Consider the following 20,308-nt stretch of genomic DNA (forward strand, 5'->3'; position numbering starts at 1 on the left):
CAAAATTGGCGACACTGCTGGAATAATTTTTTCACCATGAACAGATGATTGAAGATTAACAATAGATATAAGGGGACATTGCAGTATTACAATCCAAATAAAAAATCAGTACCGCTTAAGCTAATTAGAATTTGCGGCAGTATGGCTACTGCTTCGCACTCATCTAAATACGATAGTGGTGAACTACTGGATTTACTGAATTACAATACCACATATTTGTGTTAGTGCTTCCCTCGTATCTTTCTGTGTCTGATAAACAAAGCGGGGCCTGGGCCCCTGTTGCTGGTTATTGGGGATAGATTTTTTAAGAAGTCACGTTGTAGGCAATAAATAGTTGTTTTCTAATTTGTTATTGTTTTTTCTTTTTTGGTAATGAGGATTTCTGTTCGTGTGGCAAGGCGTTGCCCTGCGGTTTGGCTGCTTTAGCAGCCGATGTATCTACGGGCGCATCTCTTAGCTCCCCGTATTCGTAATATTGTGTTGAATATTTTCCTGTTTCCTCATCAAACACCCTCCATTCGCCGTGCATCACCGGGTTTCCCTGCCTTACGATCTCTACTTCCCTTTCCTCATTGGTAGCCGGGTCTAATACCCTGATGGTATCTTTTTGCCCATCAATATCGGTGGCTACAAAGTTACCTCTCGACATCAGTTTACCATCGTTGAAATAGTACTTGGCAGGCCCGTTCAATACATTATTCTTGTACATTTCTTCGGCAATAATACTGCCGCTGGTGGTATACTTTTTCCAGACGCCTTCTTTGCGGTTGTTTTTGTAAACGCCTTCCCAGCTATAGCCAGGCTCTCCTCGTAATTCCGGTACATTTTCAATCCATGCACCCTGTTTCTGGTTTTTCGAATCGATCTGGTTATTTTTCCCCTGTGCCATAACGTATAACACAGCGAACTGCAGCACAAGGACTACAAATGGTTTTTTCATTCGGGATAGGATTTTAATACAATTTAAAACTTTCTATGGACAAAACATACAACCAGCAGGGTAAAATTGGATGGCTGGTTTAATCTTTAAATGTGCCCCATTTATAACAGCACTTACGCATTAATGAAGGGCCGGTTTAACTGCTCAAACCGGCCCCTCTTTGTATGCTAAGATTTGGAGAAAAGTTACTTCGGGAGGCTGATGGCCGGAACCTTGGTTTCTTTGTTCCGCTTCACTTCAATGCCTGTAAGGGTTGTATCCTTATAACCGTTACCTGCATTAACAAACAGGCTGTAAGTACCTTCTTTCAAACCACGGATCTTGAAGTCACCGCGCTTGGTTGGCAGTGCGTACAAAGTATCAGCGGTATTCCATACGGTCACTACAGGAAATGCATCAGAAGGTGTTACTTTACCGGAAAGGGTACCGGTAACTTTAGGCGTCCATACCAGGATGTATGGTTTCAGTATAAAGGTGCCTCTCCTTACTTCGATAATGGAACGGCTTACGTCGAAATCGAGCCACAGGCGAAGCTGATCTGGCGAGTATTCTTCCCACTCATCATGACGAACGTTCACTATCAGTTTGGTTTCGCCGGTAAGTGATTTCAGCGGATAAGTAATACTGTCTTTTACCAGGGAGTTGTTGTTGCCAATGGTGATACGGATTTTCTTGATCGTACCTTTTGGAACAACCCCGTTCGCAAACAGGGTATCCACACCATTACGGAAGCTCAGGATATCATAAATACCGGCGCGGATGCCCAGGGTATCCCATACTTTACAGGTATCTTTCCTGTCGAAGCGACCATCATCCCACCAGCAACGGTCGTTTTTACCCCAGCGGTTGTCGTCATTGTCGTTGTCGCCACAGGTATCTACCAGTACTTCCACGCTGCGGATGTCGATAAATACCTGGTCAAACAAGCCAGGATCGTCGGTAAGGTAAACCTGAAGTCGCTGTTGATTAGCCCCGATGGTTTCGTTGCCAGACGCAGACTCGTCTTTCGAACAGGACCAGATAATGGTGGATAGAGCTGTCACCGCGATCAGTGACGCAGCTATCTTGCGCGCAAAGTTTTTCATAAATGCCAAGGTTTTTAAGAATTAGGAATACTTAATCAATCAAACTAGCAACTAAAGTTATGGTTAATGGTAGCTGTAAAACGATGATAACCTGGTAGTTATTGCTAACTAGCAAACTTATCTGTTCCATTTCACGCTGTGTTAGATATGGGGAAACTAGAAAGGTTTAACAAACTTTAAACTTTATTTTCAGTTTTTCTTAAGATGGATAAAAGACACGGTTAATTTATTCAAACTCTATATTTGAATACTCATCATTCTCAATGGTTGTAACAGCAAAAGGTCTTTCTATGCCCGTCTGATGATCCTTAGCAATATGGCGATTACAGCAATAACCAACAGTATATGAATAAGTCCTCCCGGATGACCGAAGCCTTCGAAGAAATAGCCGAATATCCACAGTAATATCAGAATAACGGCTATCAGGTAAAGCAAATTGCCCATGGTAGTAAGTTTAGCAATTTACTACAATCATTGTTCCAAACTCACTGTTGAGCTAATGCAGGGCCGCCAGGGCACAAAAAAGCCCCGGTTACTGACCGGGGCGATATGTGTAATTTATCATTGCAGTTTTAGTACGGTACCACCCAATGGTGGCACACGTAATTTAATCGTATAGGGCCTGCCGTTATACTCTTCTTTATAAGCCTTTATTTTTTCTATATTCACTACACCACTACCAAAGTACTGCGCAGCATCGCTATTCAGCACTTCTTTCCAATCCCTGCTCCAGGGTAAACCAATGGCGTAATGTTCGTGCGCATTAGCATTCATATTAAGCACCACCAGCAATACATCGTTATCATCAGCACCTCTGCGGGCATAAATAATAATGCCATTATCCCTGTCACTTAAATCTATCCATTCAAATCCTTCTACCTCAAATTGCCTTTCATACAACGCGGTTTGTGATGTGTAAAGGTGATTCACATCTTTCACAAATTGTTGCAATCCCTTGTGCGACTCGTGTTCCAGTAAATGCCAGCTTAGTTCTGATTTGTAATTCCATTCGTTAGTTTGACCAAACTCCCCGCCCATAAACAGCAGCTTTGTGCCGGGATGTGTATACATGTATGTGTACAACAAACGCAGGTTCGCAAACTTCTGCCAGTCATCGCCTGGCATTTTATATAAAAGCGGTGATTTACCATGTACTACTTCGTCGTGGCTCAACGGCAGCATAAAGTTCTCGCTATAGGCATACATCAGGCTAAAGGTGAAATTATCCTGGTAGTACTTACGCTGATGCTGTTCTTTTTTGAAGTAATCCAGTGTATCGTTCATCCAGCCCATCATCCACTTCATGCCAAAACCTAAACCACCCATAAATACAGGGCGTGAAACGCCGTAGAAGTTGGTAGACTCTTCGGCAATGGTTTGTACATCAGGGAAGCGGCTGTAAATTTCTTCATTCAGTTCTTTCAGGAAGGTAATGGCTTCCAGATTCTCCGGACCGCCATGTTCATTCGGTTCCCAGGTGCCTTCTTTCCGCGAGTAATTCAAATGGATCATAGAAGCTACAGCATCTACCCGCAGGCCATCCACATGAAATTTGTCGAGCCAGTAAATGGCGTTACTGCCCAGGAACGAGCGTACTTCTGCCCGTGCGTAGTTAAAAATATAACTGTTCCAGTCGGGATGGAATCCTTTACGCATATCGGCATACTCGTAAGTGTGCGAACCGTCGAACCGGAACAGACCATGATCGTCGTACGGAAAGTGCGAGCCTACCCAGTCGAGTATTACGCCAATGCCTGCCTGGTGAAAGGCGTCAACAAAGGCCATAAATTCATCGGGTGTGCCGTACCGCGAAGTGGGCGCATAATACCCGGTTTGCTGGTACCCCCACGAACCATCAAACGGATGTTCGCTGATAGGCATCAGTTCTACGTGGGTAAATCCCATCTCTTTCACATAAGGTACCAGTTTGGCGGCTATTTCTCCATAACTGTAAAATACCTCTGCCTCATTCGGATCAGGCTTCCGCCATGAACCCAGATGAACTTCGTACACAGCAAACGGACTTTTCAGGCTGTTTTTACCGGCCCTTTTGTCCATCCACTTCTTATCCTTCCAGTTATAGGCGGTTTCGTGGGTAATAGAAGCCGTTTTAGGCCTCACTTCCCAGTACCGGGCAAATGGATCGCCTTTCCATAATTCCTCGCCCGATTCGGCGCGTATAAAGTATTTATAGAGTTGTCCTGCTTTAACATTGGGCACAAATCCTTCCCAAATGCCGGATTTGTCCCAACGGGGTAATAAGGTATGCTGATGCTGGTCCCAGTTATTGAACTCCCCTACTACTGATACGAATGCGGCAGACGGTGCCCAAACGGCAAAGTAGGTACCTGCTACTCCTTCGTAAGTAACAGCGTGAGAACCGAATTTCTCGTACAGTCCATAATGCCTGCCAGCCTGAAACAGTTCAATATCTTTCGCAGAAAACAGGGTAAACGGTTCAACCGCATTCAGTGTTCTGAATTCATCCGGGGTTTCTGCCAACACAGGTTTTGATTTTTTGGGTTTGATGGGCGTAACCGCCACTTTTCCCGTTGCTTCTTCATTTGCGACGGCTTTTTTCGCTTTCGGAACGGCTGCTTTTTTTGCTGCAGCTTTCTTCGGCGCTTTAGGCTTAGCTACTGCTTCTGGCGCTTTTGCTACTACCGGTTTTACCGCTTTTGTCGCCTTCTTCGCTGGTTCCTTTTCCGCCTTTGGAGCAGCTGCTTTCGCGGTTGCCTTTTTAGGAGATGTGCCTTTTTCGGTTACGGGCTTTTTTTCTTCAGTCCCGGCCTTCTTTTTTGCTGTCGCCATGAGGTGGTTGCATTGGGTTTAATACAAGATAAAGAATTCACCACAAAGCAGGACATAAAAAAACTCCGTGCCTGCATTGGTAATAAAACCTTAGCAAACACGGAGCCAATATACTTGTCTATTTCAGACTATTTTTTGCCTTTGAAAGCGGGGCGTGCGCCATACTCACGCTTCTCACGGAAACCACGGCTACCGCCGCCTTCTCCGCCAGCACCCTGCCAGCCTTTACGGAAACCGCCTTCGGCGCTACGACCGCTGAAAGACTTACGTCTTTCGCCGCCACCACCACCTGAACCACCCTGGCTATCCTGGGAAGCTTCGATGCGTACCGTACGACCGTTATAATCTAACTTTTTAAAGCTTTCGTATACTTTGCTTACTTCGTCATTTTCTACTTCAAAGAAGGAGTAAACACCTTTCAGATCGATACGGCCTATTTTATTGCCACGGATACCTGTGCTATCGCAGAGGAAACGCAACATATCGCCACGGGTAAAATCATCCACAGAGCCCAGGTTAATGAACAGGCGGGTGAATTTACCAGTGCCACGGCTGCTCATGGTATTACCATCACCAGGTGTACGGCGTTCTTCTTTCACGTTCAGATCAGCAGCGTCCTGGTAGTATTCCAGGAATTCGTTGAACTCGAGGGAAGCAAACCTTTTGATCAGGTCTTCTTTCGACATGTCTTTGAACTCCTCGTTAATACGTTCCATGTACGGATCGATCTGCTCTTCGTTCACTACTACGTTGTGTACGCGGTGAACAAGGCCGAACAGTTGTTTTTCGCAAACGGCGAATCCATCGGGCACTTCTGCTTTAATGAATTTCTTACCGATCACTCTTTCGATCTGGCGGATTTTCCCGGTATCGCGACCGCTGATGATAGCGATAGAGATACCTGAACGACCAGCACGGCCGGTACGACCGCTACGGTGGGTATAGTTCTCTACGTCATCTGGAAGGTCATAGTTAATTACGTGTGTAACGCTATCTACGTCAATACCACGGGCAGCTACGTCTGTTGCGATCAGCAGCTGGATGGACCTTTCGCGGAAACGTTTCATCACTTTATCACGCTGCTGCTGGGTAAGATCACCATGCAGCGCGTCTGCATTGTAACCATCCTTGATCAGCGATTCAGCAATTTCCTGTGATTCGATCTTAGTACGGGTAAAGATGATGCCGAAGATCTCTGGATTGAAGTCCACGATACGTTTCAGTGCAGCATACTTTTCGCGGGGACGAACTACATAGTACTCGTGTTCGATGTTCACGTTACCGGTATTTTTACCGCCAACGGTTAACTCAAACGGATTTTCCATGTATTTCTGTGCGATGCGGCGTACTTCCTGTGGCATGGTAGCCGAGAACAACCAGGTGGTTTTCTCTTCAGGTGTGTTAGACAGAATGCTGTTAATGTCTTCCTGGAAGCCCATGTTCAGCATTTCATCCGCTTCGTCCAGTACTACATAACGTACCTGATCGAAGTTTACAGCCTTACGCTCAAGAATATCGAGCAGGCGGCCTGGTGTAGCCACCACGATGTGCGCGCCTCTTTTCAGTTCGCGCAGCTGGAGGCCAATATTGGCGCCACCATATACCGCAACGATGTTTACATCGCCGAGGTGTTTGGAGAAATTCTTAAGGTCATTTACGATCTGTAAACAGAGTTCGCGTGTCGGGCAAAGAATTAATCCCTGTGGGAATTTGGACTTAACGTCCAGCTGGTGCAGTAACGGCAGGCCAAAAGCTGCTGTTTTTCCAGTACCGGTTTGGGCTAAACCCACGAAATCCCTGTCGCCGCCAAGCAATACGGGGATTGCTTTTTCCTGTATGGGAGTAGGTGTTACGAAGCCCAGGTCTAAAACACCTTGCAGAATGGGCTCCTTCAGCCCTAATGATTCAAATGTTGTCATCTTGTGTAAAGCAGGCTTCCTTCGCCTGTTAATTGCAACGGCCTCTACGCCGTTTGGTTATTATATCCAACCCGGACGTCTAGACGATCTCGCCTTCCAGGTCGTAGTCAAATGCTTTTGTGATCTTCACGTTCACGAACTCGCCCGGCTTCAGTCTCCTGTCGGTGTTAATGATTACCTCATTATCCACTTCTACCGAATCAAACTCAGTGCGTGCCAGGTAACGGCCGGATTCTTTCTTGTCCACGATCACGCGGAACACTTTACCGACTTTCTCCTGATTTTTCTCCAGCGATATCTCCTGCTGGGTTTCCATGATATCCTGTGCCCGGCGCTCTTTTTCTTCGGCTGGAATATTATCCTCCAAATCGTGCGCACTGGTACCTTCTTCATGGCTGTAGGTAAATACCCCCACCCTGTCAAAACGAACCTCCTCCAGGAACCTTTTCACATCTTCCACATCTTCCAGTGTTTCGCCGGGGAAACCTGCAATGAGCGTAGTACGAAGGCAAATGCCGGGTACCTGCTCGCGGATAGATTTAACCAGGTCTAATATTTCCTGACGTGTGATCTGGCGCTTCATGGCTTTCAGCATCGGGTCTGCGATGTGCTGCAAAGGCATGTCGAGATAGTTACAGATATTATCACGTTGCTTCATCACCTCTAAAATTTCCATTGGGAACTTAGTGGGATAAGCATAATGTAAACGAATCCATTCCAGGCCTTTTACATCCGCCAAAGCGTTCATAAGGTCGGCCAGACGGCGCTTTTTGTACAGGTCCAAACCATAATAGGTAAGCTCCTGCGCAATCAGCATGATCTCTTTCACGCCGGAACGTACCAGTTTCTCTGCTTCCTGCACCAATTCTTCAATCGGTTTGGAAACGTGCCCACCACGCATCAGCGGAATGGCGCAAAAAGAACAAGTACGGTTACAACCTTCTGCGATCTTGAGATAAGCGTAATGTGATGGTGTACTGAGTAAACGTTCGCCGATCAGTTCTGACTTATAGTCGGCGTCGAATTTCTTAAGAATAAGGGGCAACTCCATCGTACCAAACCAGGCATCTACTTCAGGAATTTCCTGTTCCAGATCGCCACGGTAACGCTCACTAAGACAACCAGTTACATAAACCTTGTCCAGCTTGCCTTTCTTCTTTAAATCTACCTGGTCTAATATAGTGTTGATCGATTCTTCTTTCGCCTTGTCAATAAACCCGCAGGTGTTCACCACTACAATGTTGTGGTCTCTCTTGCCACTTTCGTGTACAACATCAATATCGTTGGCTTTAAGCTGACCGCTTAATACCTCTGAATCCACCATGTTCTTGGAACAACCAAGCGTAATAATATTAACCTTATCTTTTTGTAATGTTCTTGTCTTCAAATGAATGCGATGTTTTTAAGTCCCGGCAGATGGAAGCTATCCAGTTACCGTTACCACCACGAAGACACGCAGACACGAATTGCGAAAACAGCAGACTTACTGTTGTGTGTGTGACTATGAGCCTTAGTGTGGCTGAAGAAGTTGCAAAGTTACAAATAAAATTGAGAAAGTAAGTTAATATTTTATTAAACAAACCGGCTCATCGCTTTTTCGGCCCTTTGTTTGGCCACTTTACGCTTGTAATTGTACCACCATTCGGGTGCTACCTTAATCAGTAAATTGTTCATGCCACGCAGTCCCAGCAAGTGATACACGGCATTCACCTTGCCGCCTATGGTATCGTCGAGGCCCCTAAGGCTCATGGCAAATCCCGGGTCTATATATTCCATATGATGCCAGTACCCGGCAGGCATCCACATGGTATCTCCATGCTCCAGCGTGGTAGTATAAGCCTGCGCATAATTAAGTGCCGGAAAATGCTCCGTTTCCAGTTTTTCATACCACTTTACAAAGCTGGCAGAGCTTTCTACCGTGCAAGGCATCCGGTAAATCAGCTCGCTCTGACTGTTATCCATCAATAACACCTTTTTCCGGCCTATGAACTGGGTATGCATAATATGCGAGAGGTCCAGGTCGTAGTGCATGTGTGCTACGGAGCCCTGCCCGCCCACGAATAGCATCGGGTATTTTTTCAGGAATGTCTTTATAAGTTCGTCCGGGAAAGTAAAATCATCAACGAGTTGCGGCGCGTGCTGGAAGATATTGAACAGGAAGATCCTTAACTGCACAGGCCCCTGCTGCACCATGTCCAGGTAATCGCCAAACTTAATGTAGTCGTCGGCACCGTTTACCAGCACCTTAGCGCCCGCGCGGGTGTTATTATATACGCCTACTGTTTTGTCGCCTACTATCGACTTAAAGTAGTCCCAGGTCCATTTATCCGATGCGGCCCATTTCTTTGATAATCCGGTAATAATGAGCGGTTTCCGTGGTTCATAATAATCTCTTCTGAATGCTTCCGGCGTAATGCTTTCTATTCTGTCGATTTCTTTGATCTGCATGATCGGAATAGTTGGGAGTGAAACAATTTCGCTTATCAAATTTAAGGAATTGAAACATTCAACGCGCAACCCATTGTAAGTGTGTGCATTGCCGGTGGATAAATGCGGTGGAAAAGGCAATAAAAAGGGGGAAACAGACAACAGTTCACTATTGGGCCGCCGTTGTGTCACACCCTTCAACGACACTTCCCTACTCACCATGAAGGTGTATACACCGCAAAATAAAAAGTCCCGGCAAAAGCCAGGACTTCCAGAAAAACATCAAACTTTTCTTACTAAAAATCTTTGATCGGTTATTTCATGCTAAACAGCGAGTCAACAAACTCTACCCGGTTGAACACCTGTAGATCTTCCATTTTCTCGCCGATACCAATGTATTTCACGGGTATTTTAAACTGGTTCGCAATGGCCAGTACTACGCCGCCTTTAGCGGTACCATCCAGTTTGGTGATAGCCAGGGAGGTAACCTCGGTGGCGGCAGTAAACTGTTTGGCCTGTTCCAGGGCATTCTGCCCGGTGGAACCATCCAGTACCAGCAACACCTCATGCGGCGCATCAGGGATGATCTTGTTCATCACCCTTTTGATCTTGCTCAACTCATCCATCAGGTGAATTTTGTTGTGCAGGCGACCGGCGGTATCTATAATAATAACATCTACATCACGCGCAACACCACTTTGTACGGTATCAAAGGCCACAGCGCCCGGGTCGGAACCCATTTGCTGTTTCACGATCGGCACGCCTACCCTTTCGCTCCATATCGTAAGCTGGTCAACCGCAGCAGCACGAAACGTATCCGCCGCGCCCAGCAGTACCGATTTACCGGCCTTCTTGAAGTTATAGGCCAGTTTGCCGATAGTGGTCGTTTTACCTACCCCGTTAACCCCCACTACCATAATTACGTAAGGTTTTTTACCAGCAGGCACATCGAAATCCCGGAAACCGGAATCGGGCGCATCTACCAGCAGGGCCGCTATTTCGTCCTGCAATATTTTATTCAACTCACTCGTATTCAGGTATTTGTCTTTCGAAACACGTTCCTCAATACGATTAATAATTTTCACGGTCGTATCAACTCCCACATCCGCTCCTACCAATGCTTCTTCCAGGTTATCCAGCACTTCTGCGTCCACGGTGGATTTACCCGCAATGGCGCGTCCTATCTTCCCAAGAAAGCTCTCTTTAGTCTTCTGTAAACCCTGGTCCAGGCTCTCCTTCTTTTCACGCGAAAAGAGTTTGTCAAAAAAACCCATTTATTCAAAAGTTGATGGTTAACGGAAAAACACAAAAAGCCGTCCTCTTGTATGGACAGCTTTCGTGCAATATTATCAGTAAAGCCGAATTACTTCTGGTTAAAATACTCCTGAACTTTATCTTTATGGATGATCTGATCCTTAAAGGTATAAGCACCTGATTTAGGAGAGCGAACCGCTTTAATCACTTTCGTCCACACTTTCGACTCAGCCGCCGCTTTCGTGTCTTTTACTTTCGAGTTCTTAGATGCTGCTTTTGCCATCTTATATACAAGTTAATCGTTAATTGTTAAAGGTGTCAATCATCAAGCGCTAATCGTAGTCTTAAACGATTAACAGCCAGGCAATTAAGTTGACCTTATTTAATTTCTTTGTGTACAGTTACTTTCCTCAGAATAGGATTGTACTTTTTCATCTCCAGACGCTCAGGAGTGTTTTTCTTGTTCTTGTTGGTGATGTAACGAGAAGTACCGGGCTGACCAGAGGTTTTATGCTCTGTGCATTCCAGTATTACCTGCACCCTGTTACCTTTTTTTGCCATTTTGTATAAATGTTAAAGTTGATCCTATAAATTAGATTTGCTGGCCGGCCGCACGCAGTTCTTTTACAACTACAAATAAACCTCTTTTGTTGATAGTTCTTAAACCATCAGCAGACACCTTCATAGTGATCCAGCGATCTTCTTCGGCGAGGAAAAAACGTTTTTTCTGCAGATTGGGCAGAAACCTTCTCTTTGTTTTGATGTTAGAGAAAGATACGTGATGGCCTGTAATAGGCTTCTTTCCTGTCACCTGACATACTCTTGCCATGTTCCTTAAAATTTTGGACTGCAAAAGTCGCATTCTTTTGTGGAAATAGCAAATTATATTAACTCTATTTATTCACAAAAAAGTAAGGCGTCTAATTTATTAGACAGTTTTGCAGTGATGTTTATAGTCGAATTTTACTTTAAATCCTTTGTGGTAGCTTACGCCAGCACTACTACGAGACTCTTTACAACCGCCCCTAATCTTACCGCATCTGCAACACGCTGCGGCTCGGTACCATGCTTCAAAAGGGCCTCCTCATGCGAGGTAACACACATTTCGCAGCCATTAAGTGCCGACACTACAAGGCTCAGCAGCTCAAAAAACTCTTTTCCAAGCACCGGGTTTGCCATAATGCTCATACGGATACCCGCTGGTGCATTGGTGTAAAACTCCTTGTTCACGAAGTGACGGAAACGGTAATACACGTTATTGGCGTTCATCAGTGAAGTACAGCTGATGGTTTCGGCAATGTCCTTTTCGGTAGCGCCAGCTTCTGTAGCCAGTTTCTCGAATGCGGACTGTAAGGTACCTAATTTCTCGTTCATAGCCACGGCCACACCAATCAGGTAGGCTTCCTTTTTATTCAGGGTAGCTGCATCCAGCGCATTGGTTACGTTGATTTTCAGGTCTTTCAGGTACCTGGCGTCGGCCGAAGCCAGTTTATCAAGCTGGGCGGGCAGGCCGCTGCCAGACAAACCCACCACCTGCAACAGCTGTTGAGCTGTATCCTGGTTAGTTGTTGCGAACATATGTAAATCTTATTTTTTTCAGATGAAGAAAAGCCGGTGGAAATCCACCGGCTTAGAAAGAATTAAGCTGTCAGCGTAGCTTCGCCTTTCTGCCAGTTGCAGGGGCACAGCTCGTCTGTTTGCAGCGCATCCAGTACACGGATCACTTCTTTCACACTACGGCCTACATTCAGGTCGTAGATAGAAGTCCAACGTACAATACCTTGTGGGTCTACGATGAAAGTAGCACGGTAAGCGATTTTTTCTTCTGCTTCCAGGATACCCAGTTCGTTAGCCAGCGACTTAGAAGTGTCGGCCAGCATCGGGAACTGCAAACCACGCAGATCGTCATGATCTCTTCTCCATGCCGCGTGAACGAACTCGCTGTCGGTAGAAGCACCGATCAGGATCGCGTCGCGGTCAGAAAAATCCTGGAAATGTTTGTTGAACTCAGCGATCTCGGTAGGGCATACGAAAGTGAAATCTTTAGGCCACCAGAACATCACCATCCATTTACCGGAAGAACGGATCTCTTCGGATGAAATGTCATAAAACTCTTTACCTTTTTCGATGGATACAACTGCCTTTTTCTTGAACTCAGGGAATTGTGCACCTACTGAAAGAACTGCATTTTTCATGTTACTATCTCGGTTTATTGATTTTTAAACGGTCTGTTGTTTTTTTCCGGGTGCAAAGTTCATAACATATAGGGTTAAAATCAAATCGATTTTTAAATTTACCTTATCGACTTTATCTATATTGTTTTAAGTAAATATAGATTAAGATAAAGTAGAAATCCGGCAGCAGTAAGGGTTTGTATATTCACAACTGTCTTCCGTAATGAAAAATTAACATTTTAACCCCCTTTCATTGTAACCTTTTGGCACAATATTTAGTTATATAAGGGAAAGAACTTAAAAGACAGGATATATGAAAATTAAAAATGCACTTTTAGTAGTCCTCACGATTGGCCTTGCTTTGATTCCGTTTATCAAAAACAGTATCATTAAACACGATGAATTTGACGCAACCCAGGATCTGTTCATCTAGTTTAAGCGTGTTATGTACCACACTTTTCTACACAAAAAGTTAAGCCGGTAGTCAGGGAATGATCACCGGCTCACATAGCGTAACCGCAGCGGGTCCCATTGTACCGTTTTAAAGCTGCTCCCCAATGGGGAAAGGAGTCCATTTGCTCTTTTTCTCATAGTGCCTCCACAACGTGTACCCCACTTCTCTCATCATTACCAACGCCTCATTCGTTTTGGCCCAGCTCTGGTCCTGGTTATTCTTTGTAATAATACAGTACACATAGTCGCCATGCGGGGCATTTACCATTATCACTTCTGACCTCGAACCGTCTACAGCGCCATTTTTAGACGCTGTACGCACATTTGCGGGCACTTGCTGCAATCCCTGCCCATCCCAGAAGTTACGGGTTAAATTGCGGTAAATACGGTCGCTAATGGCCGGACTGATCACCTTACCGGCGTAAATCATCTCGAACAGGGTGGCCATTTCACGCGGCGAGGTTTGTCCCCAGCCGTATAACCGCTGGTTATCGCGCCTGCCCGGGGTGCGGGAGTTTACGCGGGTATGCTTAAATCCGTGGGCATCCAGCCAGGCATTAATGGCTTCGCCCCCACCCGCCAGCGCCTGCAGCCACAAACTGGCGGTGTTGTCGCTCATCGTCAGCATCAGCATCATTACTTTATTGAGCGCTATCTTTTCCCCGTCCTTAAACGATCCCAGGATATCTTCGCCCGCATACAGCAACGAATCTTTATACTCAAGCTGTTGCCCGTACTGTAATTCCCCTTTAGCTATTTTATCGAACACACCGACGGTAATCGGGGTTTTGATCATGCTCGCTGTAGGAAACACGGTATCGGCATTAATGGCTACTATTTTATTCTTTTTAAGATGATGGACATATACACCCGCCTCCCCATGAAACTTGTCAAGCAGGGGCTTCAGTTTGCGGGTCAACTCCTTATCTTCTTTCTGTGCAAATGCAGGCAGGGCTGCCAGTAACAGCAGGCAAAGGACTTTAATTCTCATGACGTTCGTTTAGATTCAGTAAAATAGGGGTTTTAAACGAAAAGAGCGACATCATCTGCCGCTCTTTTTCTATGATACATTACTGATCAAATCACTGAAACTTCTTAGCCCTACCATCTTCTCGGTGGTAAACCCTTCCGCATACTCCACCCCGATCATCTTCCCCAGCATTTTCGAACGGTATAACACACTGTCGAAGAAACCCTGTCCTGAAATATAGGTCTGCGGCTCGTTATCCATGGCAGCCAGGAACTGGCTTTTAAAACACCTGATCGCTTCGACCTTCTGTTCAATGTAAGGCGTAATATCAATCACGAAATCGGGCTCATGGTAACGGTCCTGTATAAAATGAAACACCTGTTTCGGGCGCCAGGCTTCCTGTGGCACCCCATCGAAGCTGGTTTCTACCTTACGCAGGCCTGCCAGGAAACAACAATCGGCAATCAGTTTACCCGCACGGCCATGGTCGGGATGACGGTCGTCGTGAGCATTGGCCAGCACTATTTCGGGCTTGTATTTACGGATGGCGGTGATAATAGCCATCTGTTCTTCGGTATCATGACGGAAAAAGCCATCTTTCAGGCCCAGGTTTTCCCTTATGTCTACTCCCAGCACCTTCGCGGCCGCCAGAGCTTCCTCCACCCGAAGTTTGGGAGTACCGCGGGTACCCAGTTCCCCACGGGTGAGGTCGATAATTCCAGTCTTTAGTCCCTGCGCCTTATGTGCCAGCAATGTGCCCGCACAACCCAGCTCCACATCATCGGGATGTACCGCTATGGCGAGAATATCCAGTTTCATCATCTTTGCGTATCGTTTTGTGGCTTCCGAGAAAGCCTGTTGCAACAAATAGTTTGCAAAGATGAGTAAAATGCGGCAGGTAAAAAAAAGGGCTAATTGTAGTAGTTGTAGAGTTGCATTTCCTGGACAATAGACTCAATGTCCCGGTCTTCCTCGCGATCGTACTCGCTTTTGAGATTACCGCCGAAGAAAAAGGCTACCGTTTGATAGAGCTGGGCATTAAAACCGCCCTTCAACTCTTTGATGATCTCGAAACAGTTCTCCCCTGTTTCGCGGTGAATAAGCTTCATCAGTATTTTGCCCTGGTAAACCGACAGGTTGGTGAGTTTGTCGCCAAACTGCTCTTTCAGCTCTTTTTCCTTGGATTTGAGGTAGGCTTTGCGCTTTTTCTTGTCGGGCATGGTAGCCAGCTGGGCACCCACGTCTTTTAAAATGCGAGAGGCTGAACGGGCATATGGGTAGGTTACATACACCGCATTTCTGAGCCGTGTCCACTTCTCCCGCTGTTTGCGCAGGCGTTTGGGTAACTTATCAACTACCTCAAAAATACCGAGGGTAATGGAAGGGATCGTATCTGTACCGTAAATAACCGCGCGAACAGGAATACTATCCCTGCCCGAACGCTGCTGTGCATGGCCGTTATAGCTGGCCAGCAAAAGACAGGTAAAAGCTGATATCAGGAATAAGATACTGTTGCGGTACATAAGCTGAATCCACAGGCTAAGGGCCTAATTGAATAACGGGTTTGTTTCTCTAAAATTACTCAGATCATTTTAAAATAAAAAATGATGAGCCTGACTTCCTGTATTAATACGCAAAGGGGGGAAAAGTAACCCTTGGGTAATTATGCTTAGGCCGCTATCATCATATCCTGCGTCCATATGCGAAAACTAAATAAACTGACTATCAGTTGATTAAAATGCCAACCTGATATTTCAAATGACCAATCCCAAAATCGATAATCATCTTTCGGGCAACACCATCCTATATCGATCCTTTACCCATCCTATATCCAAATCTTCTGAAACCCACGCCCCTGCACACGGCGATTAAAGGATCGATATAGGATCGATATACCTTCATCGAACGAACATAGGTCGTTAGCGGGTTTAACGACTTTACCAGGCCAAATACATCTGTAAGCAAGTGAATCTTAAACAAATCCACATGAACTAAATTGTTATATGAGTTATACTCCGCACCTATAAAGGGTTTCAGAGGATTATTATGAGTTTCATTCCCCCTTCCTGCACCCTTCATTCCCTCCTCTTGCATACTTCATTCCTTTTCTCCGCAAACCGGCATTTCACGACCGTACCTTTGCTGCATGCATCGTTATCCAACGCCTGGCTACGGTCGTAAGATGGTTGAAAGGCAACATTTGGGTAAGGGGTAGCCGGGAGGAAAAGCCTCTCTGCTATCAAAAGCGCTTTGACATAATGAACCGAAACGTGTGCGCAAGCAAATGAGTCTTACGTCAATGCATATAGACAAACTGCTAATACGAGTTGTATCCCGCGCTGGAAAAGGGTTTCAGAGGACCAACAGGGCCTTCGTCCCAGGCTTCTCTATCCTTCGTCCCAAGGGTTACTAAGCTTCATCCCATTCTCAGCCAAACGGGCATTTCACGACCGTACCTTAGCAATTCATCGTCATCCAAAGCCTGGCTACCGTCGTAAGACGCTTTAAAGGCACTGTTTGGATAACGGGTAGCCGGGAGGAAAAGCCTCCTGGCTATCAAAAGTTCTTTGACATATTGGTTAAAAATTGCCTCAGCTCACTTCCTGTAAGCCCAGCACGTCTTTCAGGAAGGCGGTGATTTCTCTTTCCACGGCGGGCACGTCTTTGGAAGTAATGCTGGACCCAATTACATGGGCGCCGGCGTTAGGGATAGCTACCGCCTTTTTGAGAGCGGCCGGGGTACCGAGTTCCTCGTTCATCCTGAGCATGGCCGGCACCTTCACGGTAGGGTCCTGCTCTTGTTCATTCTTGTAATAATAGAGGGTGAGCACCGGCTGGCGGATAGCGCGGAACGTTTTGGCTAACATAGTGTTATCGATCAGGTTCTGCAATTCTACTACCGCTTCGAGGCGGTACTTAGAGAACCAGTATTTAGGCTGATCGGGATACTTTGGTGTAGACACTGCATAGTCGCCGCCGCTTACCAGCCGGGAAATCTGCAGCCCCCACGGTGCATCTACCATTTCAATCATCGCTTCGTTGATGGAGATGTTGGGCGAAAGATTGATCACGGCGAATACTTCCTTCGGGAACTGTGCTGCCAGCGTAAGCGCCAGGGTGCCGCCGGTAGATGTACCTACCAGTATCACCTTGTCGCCGAGCTGACGGCCAATAGCCAGGGCCTGGCGGGCATCGCGGAGTAAGCCGGTGGCCGTCATGTGCAACAGTGGCTCACTGGTATCTATACCATGACCATCAAGGCGGGCCAGGTAAAGGTTAGCACCAAAGCGGCGGGCAATGTCACGATGAACAGGGTTACCTTCCATTTCGCTGGCAGAAAAGCCGTGCAGGTAAACGATACTGACGGGTGTTTTATGACGCAGGGAATCGTACCACACGATTTTAGCCTCATTACCAGGTTTAATCCGGTGTTGCTGCTCATTGGCAGCTACATGATGCTCAAGACTGTCTGCAAGGGACGGAACGGCCGGTAAAGGGCCTGTAATAACGGGAGGGGCAGGCCGGGGACCAAGGGCGAAAACAATTGCCAGCAGGGCAAGAACGGCCAGGGGAATAAGCCATTTTTTCTTTAGCATAAGGACTTCCTTTTAATGTACGATAGCGATCCGGCGGAAGTAGCGTAAACTACTTTCGCCGGCCGCCGGACAGGTCATCGTTTGATCCTGTAGTACATACTCATGACGAATCCGACGATCATCACCAATATTCCTATCCAAAGTACATTAATATATGGAAATACGAGCGCACGTAATACGATATAATCATCGGAGTTATCTACCTCTTTGATCATCAGCTCGATCTGTTTTTCCTCGGGGATAATTTTGGAGAACTGTACGTTCAGCGACAGCTCTGCTACCGAATCTTCCACCTGCCCTACCTGGTTACCGCGTAAGTAAAACACAGGGTTCACTTCGAAGTGGCGGGCATCCTTGGTAAATACGTCCAGTTTTGCAGATACGGCTATATCGCCTGCCTGCGGTGTATAACCCGATTTCTTAGGCTGCTGTTCCAGGCCGCGCATCACCATAAAGCCCTGGGAAAAGAACACAGAGTCGCCTTCTTTCAGCTTGTAAGGTTTGAACTTAGCGGCTTCTTTGATCTGCTGTTTGTCAGGCAAGCCAGTTACGTAGGTAAAAATATCTTTAGTCAGATAGTGTTTGGAAGCCGGGTTAGGTGTGATGGTACCCTCCTGCCCTTTTGCGTTCATAAACGCATCGGGATACAGGGTGAAACGCTCGGTAGGCTGCGCATCACGATTAGGCTTACGTTCGTAACGCACTACATAGTACGATTTAGGATCACCCACGGCAGAAGAGTCGCCTACATAGGTCACGTAATAATCACCCATCTGGATAGGCATGTTCTTCGGCAGCATCAGGTTCTCACGCGAGTCCTGCTTGCTTTCTTTCGTAAAGTAACCTTCCAGTACACCAGCCCTGTCTACAGAAAGCACCTGCATTTTAGAGGAAGAGATGAGCACACCCAGCAACACCATACCGAAACCGATGTGTGCCACCGAAGCGCCCGCGGCCTTCATTTTGCCTTTTGCACCGACAAAGATGTATATGAAGTTGCCTGTGATGGCGAAAATACTGGCGAAAAGCATGAAGTAAATGGCTACCAGGAAACCTGCGCCATACTTGCTGTAATTGAGTTTACCGAAAATGATGATCGCTATCGTAGCGACCAGGGAGATAATGATCGGTAACAACAGTTTCTTCAGCACAGTACCTTTTGGCGTATCCTTAAACTTCAGGTACTGGATCATGGCCGTAAGCAGGCCAATCACGATAGCCACCCATATCTGGATCTTGTTATAATAGAATTCAGGTTCTGCCGGTGGCGCCAGGTTCTCTAAACCGGGGATCTTGGCCCAAACAGGGATAGAGGTAGCGTAAGTGATCTGGATGGCCGATACCAGCAGGATCAGCGAGCCCACGAACAACCAGAACTCGCGGCTGTAAGTACTTTCTTCCTTTTTAGGAGATGGGATCTGTTTGTTGTATTTGATCAGCAGCCAGATCGCCGGGATGGTGAAAACGCCCATGAAAATGAGCAACTGTCCGCTCATACCCAGATCGGTAAAGGCGTGAACGGAGGTTTGACCCAAAATACCGCTCCTGGTCAGGAACGTAGAGTACAGTATCAGTACAAAGGAGATAATGAAGAAGAAGAAGGTGGATTTAAGTGCATGCCCGCTGCTTTTGTAAGCCAGCAGGGTATGTATACCTGCCACCAGCGTAAGCCACGGCACCAGGGAGGCGTTTTCCACAGGGTCCCAGGCCCAGTAACCGCCGAAGGTAAGCGATTCGTACGCCCAGGCAGCGCCCATCATAATACCGGTACCCAGCATCATGGTGCCGAACAGCGCCCAGGGTAATGCCGGTTTAATCCATCCGCCAAAGTCTTTGGTCCACAAACCGGCAAAAGCAAAGGCAAAAGGAACGATGGTGCAGGCAAAACCGAGGAACAGTACCGGCGGGTGAATTACCATCCAGTAGTTCTGCAGCAGGATATTAAGACCGTTACCGTCTTTCATAAAGTCCATCTGCATATAATTGGCAGAGGCGAAAATCGGGGCGTTCACATTCTCTTCCCTCATCAGGATGAAGGGGTTGCTGCCCACGTGATAGTCGAAAATATAAATACCCAGCAGCATAGAGCCGAGGCAAACCTGTGCCAGGGATAATACGGTCATTACCGGGGCTTCCCACTTCTTTGTGGTAAATATCAGCACAATGCCCAACAGGCTATGCCAGAAGCTCCAAAGCAGGAAGCTGCCCTCCTGGCCTTCCCAGAAACAAGCCAGCAGGTAGTTCATGGGCAGCGAGCGGCTGGAGTGCTGGAAGGCGTATTTGTACTCGAAGAGGTGATTTGAAATGATATAGTATAAGATGCCGAATACTAAAAGTACCGATGCAGACTGCACAAAAAACGAAAAGCGTGCAAGCTTACGCCAGCTTTCGCTCAACATCACATCTTTATCTCTGGCCCTTACTGAGCAGAAATACGCTGCCGTAGACACTAAAGATGCCACGAAAGCGAGTACCGCAAAGAAATGCCCTAACTGACCGGGAAGTAAATGTTCCCCTACAAATTTCGTTTCCAAGATATACAGTCGGATTGTGTTAAAAACTGCTAAAATAACTATTAAGAGGCTTGAACAGGATGACTTTTGTCATGAATTGTTCATCCCTTGTAAAGGTATAGCCACGGACCTGAGGACCGTGGCTATATTCCCGAGATATAAAATA

Annotated in this window: 18 protein-coding genes; all 18 read right to left on the bottom strand. The window is 46.5% G+C overall.

Going from position 1 to position 20,308, the window contains the following annotated elements:
• Positions 1 to 349 precede the first annotated feature (349 nt).
• The 18 genes from QZT80_RS14400 to ccsA all read right to left on the bottom strand — a co-directional run bounded on the left by QZT80_RS14400 (position 350) and on the right by ccsA (position 20,163).
• Positions 350 to 940, bottom strand: coding sequence for a hypothetical protein (locus QZT80_RS14400; protein WP_295123097.1), 591 nt, complete (start codon positions 938 to 940; stop codon positions 350 to 352).
• Positions 941 to 1,125: 185 nt separating this feature from the next.
• Positions 1,126 to 2,025, bottom strand: a complete 900-nt coding sequence (locus QZT80_RS14405; protein ID WP_295123100.1) for a DUF4382 domain-containing protein — start codon at positions 2,023 to 2,025, stop codon at positions 1,126 to 1,128.
• Between the two features lie 288 nt (positions 2,026 to 2,313).
• A complete protein-coding gene (locus tag QZT80_RS14410; RefSeq protein WP_295123103.1) occupies positions 2,314 to 2,469 on the bottom strand; it encodes a lmo0937 family membrane protein in 156 nt (51 codons plus the stop codon).
• Between the two features lie 117 nt (positions 2,470 to 2,586).
• Positions 2,587 to 4,836, bottom strand: a complete 2,250-nt coding sequence (glgB, locus tag QZT80_RS14415) for a 1,4-alpha-glucan branching protein GlgB (protein ID WP_295123106.1) — start codon at positions 4,834 to 4,836, stop codon at positions 2,587 to 2,589.
• Positions 4,837 to 4,964: 128 nt separating this feature from the next.
• Positions 4,965 to 6,755, bottom strand: coding sequence for a DEAD/DEAH box helicase (locus tag QZT80_RS14420; RefSeq protein ID WP_295123109.1), 1,791 nt, complete (start codon positions 6,753 to 6,755; stop codon positions 4,965 to 4,967).
• Between the two features lie 79 nt (positions 6,756 to 6,834).
• Entirely contained in the window at positions 6,835 to 8,142 is a 1,308-nt protein-coding gene (gene rimO / locus QZT80_RS14425) for a 30S ribosomal protein S12 methylthiotransferase RimO (protein WP_295123112.1), read from the bottom strand.
• 185 nt (positions 8,143 to 8,327) lie between these two features.
• Positions 8,328 to 9,203 carry a cupin-like domain-containing protein gene (locus QZT80_RS14430; RefSeq protein ID WP_295123115.1) on the bottom strand — a complete coding sequence of 292 codons (876 nt, stop codon included), beginning with the start codon at positions 9,201 to 9,203 and terminating at the stop codon, positions 8,328 to 8,330.
• Between the two features lie 293 nt (positions 9,204 to 9,496).
• A complete protein-coding gene (gene ftsY / locus QZT80_RS14435; RefSeq protein ID WP_295123119.1) occupies positions 9,497 to 10,456 on the bottom strand; it encodes a signal recognition particle-docking protein FtsY in 960 nt (319 codons plus the stop codon).
• 89 nt (positions 10,457 to 10,545) lie between these two features.
• Positions 10,546 to 10,719, bottom strand: a complete 174-nt coding sequence (locus QZT80_RS14440) for a DUF4295 family protein (protein ID WP_295123122.1) — start codon at positions 10,717 to 10,719, stop codon at positions 10,546 to 10,548.
• 95 nt (positions 10,720 to 10,814) lie between these two features.
• Positions 10,815 to 10,997, bottom strand: coding sequence for a 50S ribosomal protein L33 (rpmG, locus tag QZT80_RS14445; RefSeq protein ID WP_295123126.1), 183 nt, complete (start codon positions 10,995 to 10,997; stop codon positions 10,815 to 10,817).
• Positions 10,998 to 11,028: 31 nt separating this feature from the next.
• Positions 11,029 to 11,265 carry a 50S ribosomal protein L28 gene (gene rpmB, locus QZT80_RS14450; protein ID WP_295123129.1) on the bottom strand — a complete coding sequence of 79 codons (237 nt, stop codon included), beginning with the start codon at positions 11,263 to 11,265 and terminating at the stop codon, positions 11,029 to 11,031.
• Positions 11,266 to 11,423: 158 nt separating this feature from the next.
• On the bottom strand, positions 11,424 to 12,014 hold the full coding sequence (locus QZT80_RS14455; RefSeq protein WP_295123131.1) for a carboxymuconolactone decarboxylase family protein: 591 nt from the start codon (positions 12,012 to 12,014) through the stop codon (positions 11,424 to 11,426).
• Positions 12,015 to 12,076: 62 nt separating this feature from the next.
• The gene (locus tag QZT80_RS14460) at positions 12,077 to 12,631 is read right to left on the bottom strand and encodes a peroxiredoxin (RefSeq protein WP_295123134.1); all 555 of its coding nucleotides are present in this window, start codon (positions 12,629 to 12,631) and stop codon (positions 12,077 to 12,079) included.
• Positions 12,632 to 13,151: 520 nt separating this feature from the next.
• A complete protein-coding gene (locus tag QZT80_RS14465; RefSeq protein WP_295123137.1) occupies positions 13,152 to 14,054 on the bottom strand; it encodes a serine hydrolase in 903 nt (300 codons plus the stop codon).
• A 69-nt stretch (positions 14,055 to 14,123) separates the two neighbouring features.
• Positions 14,124 to 14,855 carry a bacillithiol biosynthesis deacetylase BshB1 gene (gene bshB1, locus QZT80_RS14470; RefSeq protein WP_295123140.1) on the bottom strand — a complete coding sequence of 244 codons (732 nt, stop codon included), beginning with the start codon at positions 14,853 to 14,855 and terminating at the stop codon, positions 14,124 to 14,126.
• Positions 14,856 to 14,944: 89 nt separating this feature from the next.
• On the bottom strand, positions 14,945 to 15,556 hold the full coding sequence (locus QZT80_RS14475; RefSeq protein WP_295123144.1) for a DUF4294 domain-containing protein: 612 nt from the start codon (positions 15,554 to 15,556) through the stop codon (positions 14,945 to 14,947).
• A 1,068-nt stretch (positions 15,557 to 16,624) separates the two neighbouring features.
• Complete coding sequence (locus tag QZT80_RS14480) at positions 16,625 to 17,629, bottom strand: alpha/beta fold hydrolase (protein ID WP_295123146.1); 1,005 nt, start codon at positions 17,627 to 17,629, stop codon at positions 16,625 to 16,627.
• Between the two features lie 74 nt (positions 17,630 to 17,703).
• Positions 17,704 to 20,163 (bottom strand): cytochrome c biogenesis protein CcsA, encoded by a 2,460-nt coding sequence (gene ccsA / locus QZT80_RS14485; protein WP_295123149.1) that lies wholly within the window; start codon positions 20,161 to 20,163, stop codon positions 17,704 to 17,706.
• Between the last annotated feature and the right edge of the window lie 145 nt (positions 20,164 to 20,308).

The organism is uncultured Chitinophaga sp., from assembly GCF_902168175.1.
Taxonomy (GTDB): Bacteria; Bacteroidota; Bacteroidia; order Chitinophagales; family Chitinophagaceae; genus Chitinophaga.

Coding starts and splice junctions, on each gene's coding strand:
- QZT80_RS14430 (WP_295123115.1), bottom strand. CDS start 9,203: ATGCAGATCAAAGAAATCGACAGAATAGAAAGCATTACGCCGGAAGCA.
- ftsY (WP_295123119.1), bottom strand. CDS start 10,456: ATGGGTTTTTTTGACAAACTCTTTTCGCGTGAAAAGAAGGAGAGCCTG.
- QZT80_RS14420 (WP_295123109.1), bottom strand. CDS start 6,755: ATGACAACATTTGAATCATTAGGGCTGAAGGAGCCCATTCTGCAAGGT.
- QZT80_RS14410 (WP_295123103.1), bottom strand. CDS start 2,469: ATGGGCAATTTGCTTTACCTGATAGCCGTTATTCTGATATTACTGTGG.
- glgB (WP_295123106.1), bottom strand. CDS start 4,836: ATGGCGACAGCAAAAAAGAAGGCCGGGACTGAAGAAAAAAAGCCCGTA.
- QZT80_RS14455 (WP_295123131.1), bottom strand. CDS start 12,014: ATGTTCGCAACAACTAACCAGGATACAGCTCAACAGCTGTTGCAGGTG.
- QZT80_RS14400 (WP_295123097.1), bottom strand. CDS start 940: ATGAAAAAACCATTTGTAGTCCTTGTGCTGCAGTTCGCTGTGTTATAC.
- bshB1 (WP_295123140.1), bottom strand. CDS start 14,855: ATGATGAAACTGGATATTCTCGCCATAGCGGTACATCCCGATGATGTG.
- QZT80_RS14475 (WP_295123144.1), bottom strand. CDS start 15,556: ATGTACCGCAACAGTATCTTATTCCTGATATCAGCTTTTACCTGTCTT.
- QZT80_RS14440 (WP_295123122.1), bottom strand. CDS start 10,719: ATGGCAAAAGCAGCATCTAAGAACTCGAAAGTAAAAGACACGAAAGCG.
- rpmB (WP_295123129.1), bottom strand. CDS start 11,265: ATGGCAAGAGTATGTCAGGTGACAGGAAAGAAGCCTATTACAGGCCAT.
- QZT80_RS14460 (WP_295123134.1), bottom strand. CDS start 12,631: ATGAAAAATGCAGTTCTTTCAGTAGGTGCACAATTCCCTGAGTTCAAG.
- QZT80_RS14405 (WP_295123100.1), bottom strand. CDS start 2,025: ATGAAAAACTTTGCGCGCAAGATAGCTGCGTCACTGATCGCGGTGACA.
- rpmG (WP_295123126.1), bottom strand. CDS start 10,997: ATGGCAAAAAAAGGTAACAGGGTGCAGGTAATACTGGAATGCACAGAG.
- QZT80_RS14480 (WP_295123146.1), bottom strand. CDS start 17,629: ATGCTAAAGAAAAAATGGCTTATTCCCCTGGCCGTTCTTGCCCTGCTG.
- QZT80_RS14465 (WP_295123137.1), bottom strand. CDS start 14,054: ATGAGAATTAAAGTCCTTTGCCTGCTGTTACTGGCAGCCCTGCCTGCA.